The sequence below is a fragment of the Elusimicrobiota bacterium genome (assembly GCA_016182905.1).
Lineage (GTDB): Bacteria > Elusimicrobiota > Elusimicrobia > UBA1565 > UBA9628 > GWA2-66-18.
Map to the genome: position 1 here is coordinate 21,266 of JACPFR010000058.1, position 6,405 is coordinate 27,670.

Here is a 6,405-nt window from a genome sequence, read left to right on the forward strand (position 1 = left end):
GTCAGCGCCCGCGCGCGAGCGCGACGGCGCCGAGCACCACGGCGTCGTCGCCGAGGCGGGAGCGGGTCACCTTGCAGGCGCCGATCTTCCTGAACAACGGGTCGGCGGCGAGGCGGCGCTTGACGATGGGCAGGATGAAGTCGCCGCAGGCCTCGATCACGCCGCCGCCCAGGACGATGAGCGCGGGGTCGAAGCAGTGGCGGACGCTCACGCAGCCGTCGCCGAGACGCTCGGCGGCCGCGCGGAGGACGCGCGTCACGAGCGGGTCGCGGTGGCGCAGCGCGCGCGCGAGGACCTTGCTCTTGATCTGATCGAGCGAGCCGCCGTTGAGCGCGACGACGTCGGTCTTCTCCCCCGCCTTGACGCCGGCGCGGATGTCGCGCTCCATCGCGGTGCGGCTCGCGTAGGCCTCCAGGCAGCCGCGCGCGCCGCAGCCGCACTTGGGGCCCTTCGGGTCCAGCACGATGTGGCCCAGCTCGCCCGCCGCGCCGTTGGCGCCCAGCATGAGGCGGCCGCCGGAGATCACGCCGCCGCCGACGCCGGTGCCCGGGAAGATCCCGACGAGATCCTCCACGCCCCGGCCGGAGCCGCGCCAGGCCTCGCCGAGCACGCCCAGGTTCACGTCGTTGCCGAGGGCCACGGGCACGCCGAAGCGCCGCTCCAGCTCCGCCGCGATCGGATGGCCCGCGATGGGGAGGTTCGGCGCGACGAGGACCTTGCCGCTCGAGGAGTCCACCAGGCCGGGCACGCCGATGCCGATGCCGCGCAGGCGGCGGGGCTTGAGGCCCGCGTCGGAGATCACGTCGCGCACCGCGCGGACGATGACCTTCATCACCTCGCCGGCGCTCCTCGCGCGCGGCGTGGACGCCTTCTCCCAGCCGAGGATCTCGCCCCGGGGCGTCACCAGCCCCGCCGCGATCTTGGTGCCGCCGACGTCCACGCCGACGAAGAACTTCTTGGCCATGGGCGGATTCTAGCACACCGCCCGCCGCTCCGCCGCTGACAACGCTGACAACGGCCGCATGGCGGCCATGCCGGCGTGAGCTTACGCTAAGGAGAACATGAGGCGCCTCCTCCTCCGACTCACGGCCGCCGCCGCCGCGGCCGCGCTCCTCGCCCCCGCGGCCGCGGCCAAGGTCGCCTTCACGGGCTACGGCAGCCTGCTGATGCCGGCGGACACCCAGCTCCAAGTCCGAGGCCCCGCGGCGGTGCTCGCAACGACCCCCGAGGGGAACCTGATCGCGCGGGGCTTCCGCCTCGACGCCGTCGGCCTGTTCGCGACGACGAAGGTCGGCGAGGACGTCGATTTCCTCATGGACCTCACCTTCCGGAACGTCGGGAACACGGTCGCTCAGACGCGCATCCAATACGCCTATCTCGACGCGGCCCTGCCCTGGGGCGACGCGCGCCTGCAGGCGGGACGGGTGAACCTGCCCTTCAACTACTACAACAGCCGCCGCTTCTATCCCTTCCAGCGCGTCGAGATCTCGGCCCCGATCTTCGTCAGCGGCATCCTCGGACTGCCCATCGCCGACGCCGGCGCGGTGCTGACGCGGCGCTTCGAGCTGGAGAGCGGCTGGGGCCTGGACGCGCGCGCCTACGCGGTCAACGGCTACGGCAGCGTGGCCGGCAGCACCGGCGCTCTGCGCAACCCTTCCTTGCCCGGCGGCCTCGCGCTCAGCGGCAACCTCGGCGCCGGGAACAACAACAAGGACGTCGCCTTCGGCGGCCAGCTCGCCTTCTCGCGCGCCGGAGACGGAGAGGTCGGCGCGTCCTACTACCGCGGGGCGTGGGACCAGCAGAACCGCCGCGTCCTGCAGATGGCGGGCGCGCACGCCCACTGGACGCCCGGAGAGTTCGACCTCCTCGCCGAGTACCTGCACCTGCACGCCACCGGCGACGAGGGCATGGCCCAGTCGCTGCACTCGACGGCTTGGTCCACGCACGGCGCCTTCGTGACCGCCTCGCACCCGCTCTTCACCGTCGGCGAGCGCAAGGTCGTCGGCTGGGGGCATTTCGAGGACTACCACACCGCCCGCTCCGGCGGAGGCCCCGGCCGAGAGGTGCTGCGCTCGTACTCGGGCGGCGCGAACATGGCGGTCAACGACAACGTCTCGGTCAAGGGAGAGGCGCTCTACCTCTTTTACTCGGTCCCGACCACGACGAAATCCATCATACTGGACGGCCGGCTCATCCAGGCCGCCGTCGTGATCACCTTCTGAGGCCGCGATGAGGCGAGCCCCGGGCTTGACGGCCGCGGTCTTCCTGGCGCTGGCGCCCCCCGCCGCCGCGGCCAAGGTCGCTCTGGTCGTCGCCGGCGGCAAGCAGGCGGCCGCCGCGGCCGCGCACGCCGCGAAGGACGTGAGCGTGCTGGACTTCGACCGCGTCGAGCTCGCCGACCCCATCGACAAGGGCCGCTTCCTCGCGGCCCTGCAGGCCTCGGACCGCGTCGTCGCCGCCGTCGCGGGCGACGGGGCCTGCGGCTGGATCAACCGCGAGGTCGACGGCGTCTCCGTCCACTGCGTCACGCCCTACGACGCGGGACAGGTCATCGCCTTCGCCCGCTCCGCCGGCTGGCGCCGCGTCGCGGTCGTGCACATGGCGGGCTACGAGAAGGTCTTCGGAAGCCTGCGCGCGCGCGCGCGGCAGTCCGGCGTCGAGCTCGCCGCCGTCCGCGTCGAGAGGCTCCGCGACCTGCCCGCGGCCCTGCCCGCCGCCCTGCCGACCGCCCAGGCGGTGTGGATCCTGGGCGCGCCCGCCCTCACCGAGGGCGCCGCCTTCGAGTACCTCGTCAAGCGCACCTTGGCCAAGAGGATCCCGCTCATCGCTCCCGGCGCCGGGAGCGTCGCGCGCGGCGCCTTCCTCGGCGCCGAGAGCGACCCCGCGGCCCTCGTCCGCCACGCCGTAGGCGTGGCGAACGCGGCGGCCGCCGGAGCCGCGCCGGACGCCTCGCCGGCCGAGGTCCCCGGCGGGCGGCTCGTCTTCAACAAGGTCCTCGCGCGGCGCTGGGGCGTCGCCGTCCCGGAGGCGCCGCGATGAGCGCCCCGACCACCGGCGAGGCGCTCCGCTGGGAGGCCTTCGCGCGCCGGCTCATGCTCGCGTTCTCCTTGCTCACCGTCCTCCTGGGCGGAGGCTCCACCGCGCTCTCCGCGCTGCGCATGCGCGGCCTGCTCGAGGCCTCGCGCGCGCAGCGCGGCGAGGTCATCGCCTCGGCCGCCGCCCGCGCCGCCTACGTGCCCTTGAGCCTGGAGGACAAGGACGAGCTCGCCCGAGTCGCCTCGTACTACGAGGGCCAGACCGCTCTCGCCTCCTTGAGGATCCTCGACGAGCGCGGCGTCGAATGGGCGCGCTACGACCGCGCCGGGGCGCCGGTCCGCGGCCTCATCGCGACGGTCGCGCCCGTCGCCGTTCCCGGCGCGCGCCCCGCCGACGCTCCCGTCGGCCGCGTCGAGGTCCTCATGGACACGAGCGACTTCCGCGGGGCGCTGGCGTGGCAGGTCGTCGTCTTCCTCGGGCTCAACGGGCTGTTCGCGGCGGGGATCCTGCTCAGCGGCATGTTCATCATCCGCCGGCTGACGGCCGGCATGCACGCGCTCGCGCGCGAGGCCGCGCGGGCCGAGGATCTCAGCCGCTCCAACCGCGAGCTCGAGGAGTTCGCCTACATCGCCTCGCACGACCTGCAGGCCCCGCTGCGCCGCATCACGGGCTTCGCCCAGCTCCTCGCGAGGCGCTATAAGGGGAAGCTCGACCCGGAGGCGGACGACTTCATCGGCCGCATCACGGGGAGCACGGACCGCATGCAGAGCCTCATCCAGGACCTGCTCGCCTACTCCCGCGCGGGCTCGCGGGAGCTCGCCCCCGTGCGCGCGGACATCGACGCGCTGCTGCGCGCCGTCCTCGCCGACCTCGACGCGCAGCGCAAGGAGGCCGGAGGCGAGGTCGTCGTCGAGACCTTGCCGGCGGTGACCGGGGACCCCGACCAGCTGGCGCGCCTCTTTCAGAACCTGATCGCGAACGCGCTCAAGTTCCGCGGCGACAAGCCGCCCGTGGTCCGGGTCTCGGCGCGGCGGGCCGGGGACGAGTGGGTCTTCGCCGTCGCCGACAACGGGATCGGCATCGAGAAGAAGTACGCCGGGGAGATCTTCAAGATGTTCCGCCGCCTGCACTCGTCCGCGGCCTATCCCGGCACGGGCATCGGCCTGGCCATCGCGCGCAAGGTCGTCGAGCGCCACGGCGGGCGCATCTGGGTCGAGTCGGAGCCCGGGAAGGGCTCGATCTTCTTTTTCACGCTCGGCGCCGCGAACCCGCCGCATAAGAAGGAGGTAAGACATGAATAAGCCCCTGGAAGTCCTGCTGGTGGAGGACGACGAGGACGACGTGCTGCTCACCAAGGAGGCCCTCAAGGACTCCAAGGTGATCGTCAGCATGGCCGTGGCGCCGGACGGCGAGGACGCCCTCAAGCGCCTGCGGAGGCAGCCTCCGTTCGAGAACGCGCCGGTCCCGGACCTGGTCCTCCTCGACCTGAACCTTCCGCGCGTGAGCGGACGGGAGGTGCTCAAGGAGCTCAAGGCCGACCCGGTCCTCAAGAAGATCCCCGTGGTCGTGCTCACGACGTCCGCGGCCGACACGGACATCCTCAAGTGCTACGACCTCGGCGCGAACTGCTACATCACCAAGCCCGTCGACTTCGTGCAGTTCCAGCGCATCATCAAGGTGATCGACGAGTTCTGGCTGACGATCGTGAAGCTGCCCCGGATCGAGGTCTAGCGGCGGCGGGAGGACAGCCAGAAGAAGACGGACGCGGCGCTCAAGGCGAGCGCGAGGACGAGGATGCCCGCGGCCCCGCCGAAGCCGTCGAAGACCCAGCCCATCGCGAGCAGGGCGACCATGCCCACGGTGGTCGCCAACGAGTAGACGAAGCCGGTGACCGCCCCCACGTCCTCCTTGGAGGCCGCGGACTGGAAGTAGGACGCCAGGCCGAGCTCGTTGCCGAGCATGGCCATCGCCATCAGGAAGACGACGGGGGCGGCGACCCAGACGCTCGGGAAGAGCCACAGCAGCCACGAGCCGAGCACGGCGCCCGCGGCGTAGCGCAGCCAGGCGGGCCCGAGCTTGGCGTCCTCGCTCCGGCGCGCGGCCTGACGGCGAAGGAGCAGGGCCGCGGCGAACTCCCCGAGGTTCCACGCTCCGAGCAGGATCGCCGCGGACGCGGGCGAGCCGAGGACCTTCGCCGCGTACACGACCGCCAGCATCTGATGGAACAGGTTGTGCAAAGTGATGACCGGCACGTTCAAGAGGGCCGCGCGCCGCAGCTCCGGGTCCGACCAGACCAAGCGCGCCCCGCGCGTGAGGCCCTTGAGCGCCTCGAGGACGCCGGCCTTCCGGGACGGACCGGAGGGCTTTTCCTTCGCGGCGGGCGGAGCGGCTTCTCCGCGGCGGAAGGCCAGGCGCGCGAAGAGCAGCGCGGCGACGACGTAGGCGGCGGGATGGATGCCGAGGGTCGCGAGGTAGCCCAGCTTCTCGAGCAGGAAGCCGGTCCCGAATATGCCGGCCATTGCGGCGAGCTCGCGCGTGACGTAGATCTTCGCGTTGTGCGCGTTGAGCACCCGCTCGTCGCGGCCGAGGATCCGGGGCAGGGCCGCGCGCCGGGCGATGTCGAACGCGCCGCCGAGGAAGCCGTTGACGGTGAAGAGGGCGAAGATCACCGGCAGGCCGAGCGTGGCGCCGAAGGCGAAGGCGAGCGGGATGGACCCGATGGCCGCGATCTGCAGGACCGCGGTCCCGGCCAGGACCTTCGCGGGGCTGAAGCGGTCCACGAGCGGGCCCGCGAGCCAGCCGGCCACGAGGCCGGCGAGCTGCGCCGACAGGAAGAGCGCGCCGACGATGCTGGCCGCGCCGAACTGGGTCAGGAGGAAAGTCGGCACGACGAGGTTGAGGGCCTCGATGCCCGCCTTGACGGCGGAGATGCCGGCGGCGTAAAGGCGGAAGCCGCTGCGCGCCTCGGCCGGTATGTCCGGCATCGGCGCGGCGGGCTCCGCCGCCGGCGCCGCCGGCCGGCCCGCGGGGTCCGCGGCGGGGCGCAGCCCCGGCCCGGCGGAAGAGGACTCCGGCGCGAGGACCGCGCCGTCCCCGGCCGCGGGGCGCCGGAGCGGTTCGCCGCTGAGTATGCCCTCGAGTTCCTCTCCCGAGCGCTTGAGGTCGGCGCGGGAGGACGCGGCCGAGGAGACCCGCTCAAGAGCCTGGGCCGAGGACTCGGAGAGGACCGCGACCCGTCCGGCGACGCCGGCCTCGGGGGCCGCTTTCTCCCGCGGAGCGGCGGCCGGCGCCGGGCGGAGCCCGGGCGCGGCGAGAGCGCGCGCCGCCGCGGGCGAGGGGCCGGCTCGAGGGCCCGCCGGGACGGCGGCC

The 6,405-nt window shown here is 73.2% G+C and carries 6 protein-coding genes; 4 read left to right on the forward strand and 2 right to left on the reverse strand.

Annotated features, from left to right (window positions below; all coding sequences use genetic code 11):
• Nucleotide 1: 1 nt before the first annotated feature.
• Nucleotides 2–964, reverse strand: a complete 963-nt coding sequence (locus HYV14_17450; protein ID MBI2387774.1) for an ROK family protein — start codon at nucleotides 962–964, stop codon at nucleotides 2–4.
• A gap of 97 nt (nucleotides 965–1,061) precedes the next feature.
• Here HYV14_17450 and HYV14_17455 point away from each other — a divergent pair, with 97 nt between their 5' ends.
• From HYV14_17455 to HYV14_17470, 4 genes are read left to right on the forward strand one after another with little or no spacing between them, the layout of a single operon-like run.
• A complete protein-coding gene (locus HYV14_17455; protein MBI2387775.1) occupies nucleotides 1,062–2,222 on the forward strand; it encodes a hypothetical protein in 1,161 nt (386 codons plus the stop codon).
• A 7-nt stretch (nucleotides 2,223–2,229) separates the two neighbouring features.
• Entirely contained in the window at nucleotides 2,230–3,039 is an 810-nt protein-coding gene (locus tag HYV14_17460; protein MBI2387776.1) for a hypothetical protein, read from the forward strand.
• Nucleotides 3,036–4,337 (forward strand): hypothetical protein, encoded by a 1,302-nt coding sequence (locus HYV14_17465; GenBank protein ID MBI2387777.1) that lies wholly within the window; start codon nucleotides 3,036–3,038, stop codon nucleotides 4,335–4,337. The genes HYV14_17460 and HYV14_17465 overlap by 4 nt, the downstream gene beginning before the upstream one ends.
• Nucleotides 4,330–4,767: a response regulator gene (locus HYV14_17470; GenBank protein ID MBI2387778.1), complete on the forward strand. Its 438-nt coding sequence runs from the start codon at nucleotides 4,330–4,332 to the stop codon at nucleotides 4,765–4,767. The genes HYV14_17465 and HYV14_17470 overlap by 8 nt, the downstream gene beginning before the upstream one ends.
• Here HYV14_17470 and HYV14_17475 read toward each other — a convergent pair.
• On the reverse strand, nucleotides 4,764–6,405 hold a 1,642-nt coding region (locus HYV14_17475; GenBank protein ID MBI2387779.1), incomplete at its 5' end, for an MFS transporter. The two genes, HYV14_17470 and HYV14_17475, sit on opposite strands and share 4 nt — an antisense overlap.

What these genes read in the sequence shown, in the direction of transcription:
- HYV14_17450 (MBI2387774.1), bottom strand. Translation starts at nt 964, where the DNA reads ATGGCCAAGAAGTTCTTCGTCGGCGTGGACGTCGGCGGCACCAAGATC.
- HYV14_17455 (MBI2387775.1), top strand. Translation starts at nt 1,062, where the DNA reads ATGAGGCGCCTCCTCCTCCGACTCACGGCCGCCGCCGCCGCGGCCGCG.
- HYV14_17460 (MBI2387776.1), top strand. Translation starts at nt 2,230, where the DNA reads ATGAGGCGAGCCCCGGGCTTGACGGCCGCGGTCTTCCTGGCGCTGGCG.
- HYV14_17465 (MBI2387777.1), top strand. Translation starts at nt 3,036, where the DNA reads ATGAGCGCCCCGACCACCGGCGAGGCGCTCCGCTGGGAGGCCTTCGCG.
- HYV14_17470 (MBI2387778.1), top strand. Translation starts at nt 4,330, where the DNA reads ATGAATAAGCCCCTGGAAGTCCTGCTGGTGGAGGACGACGAGGACGAC.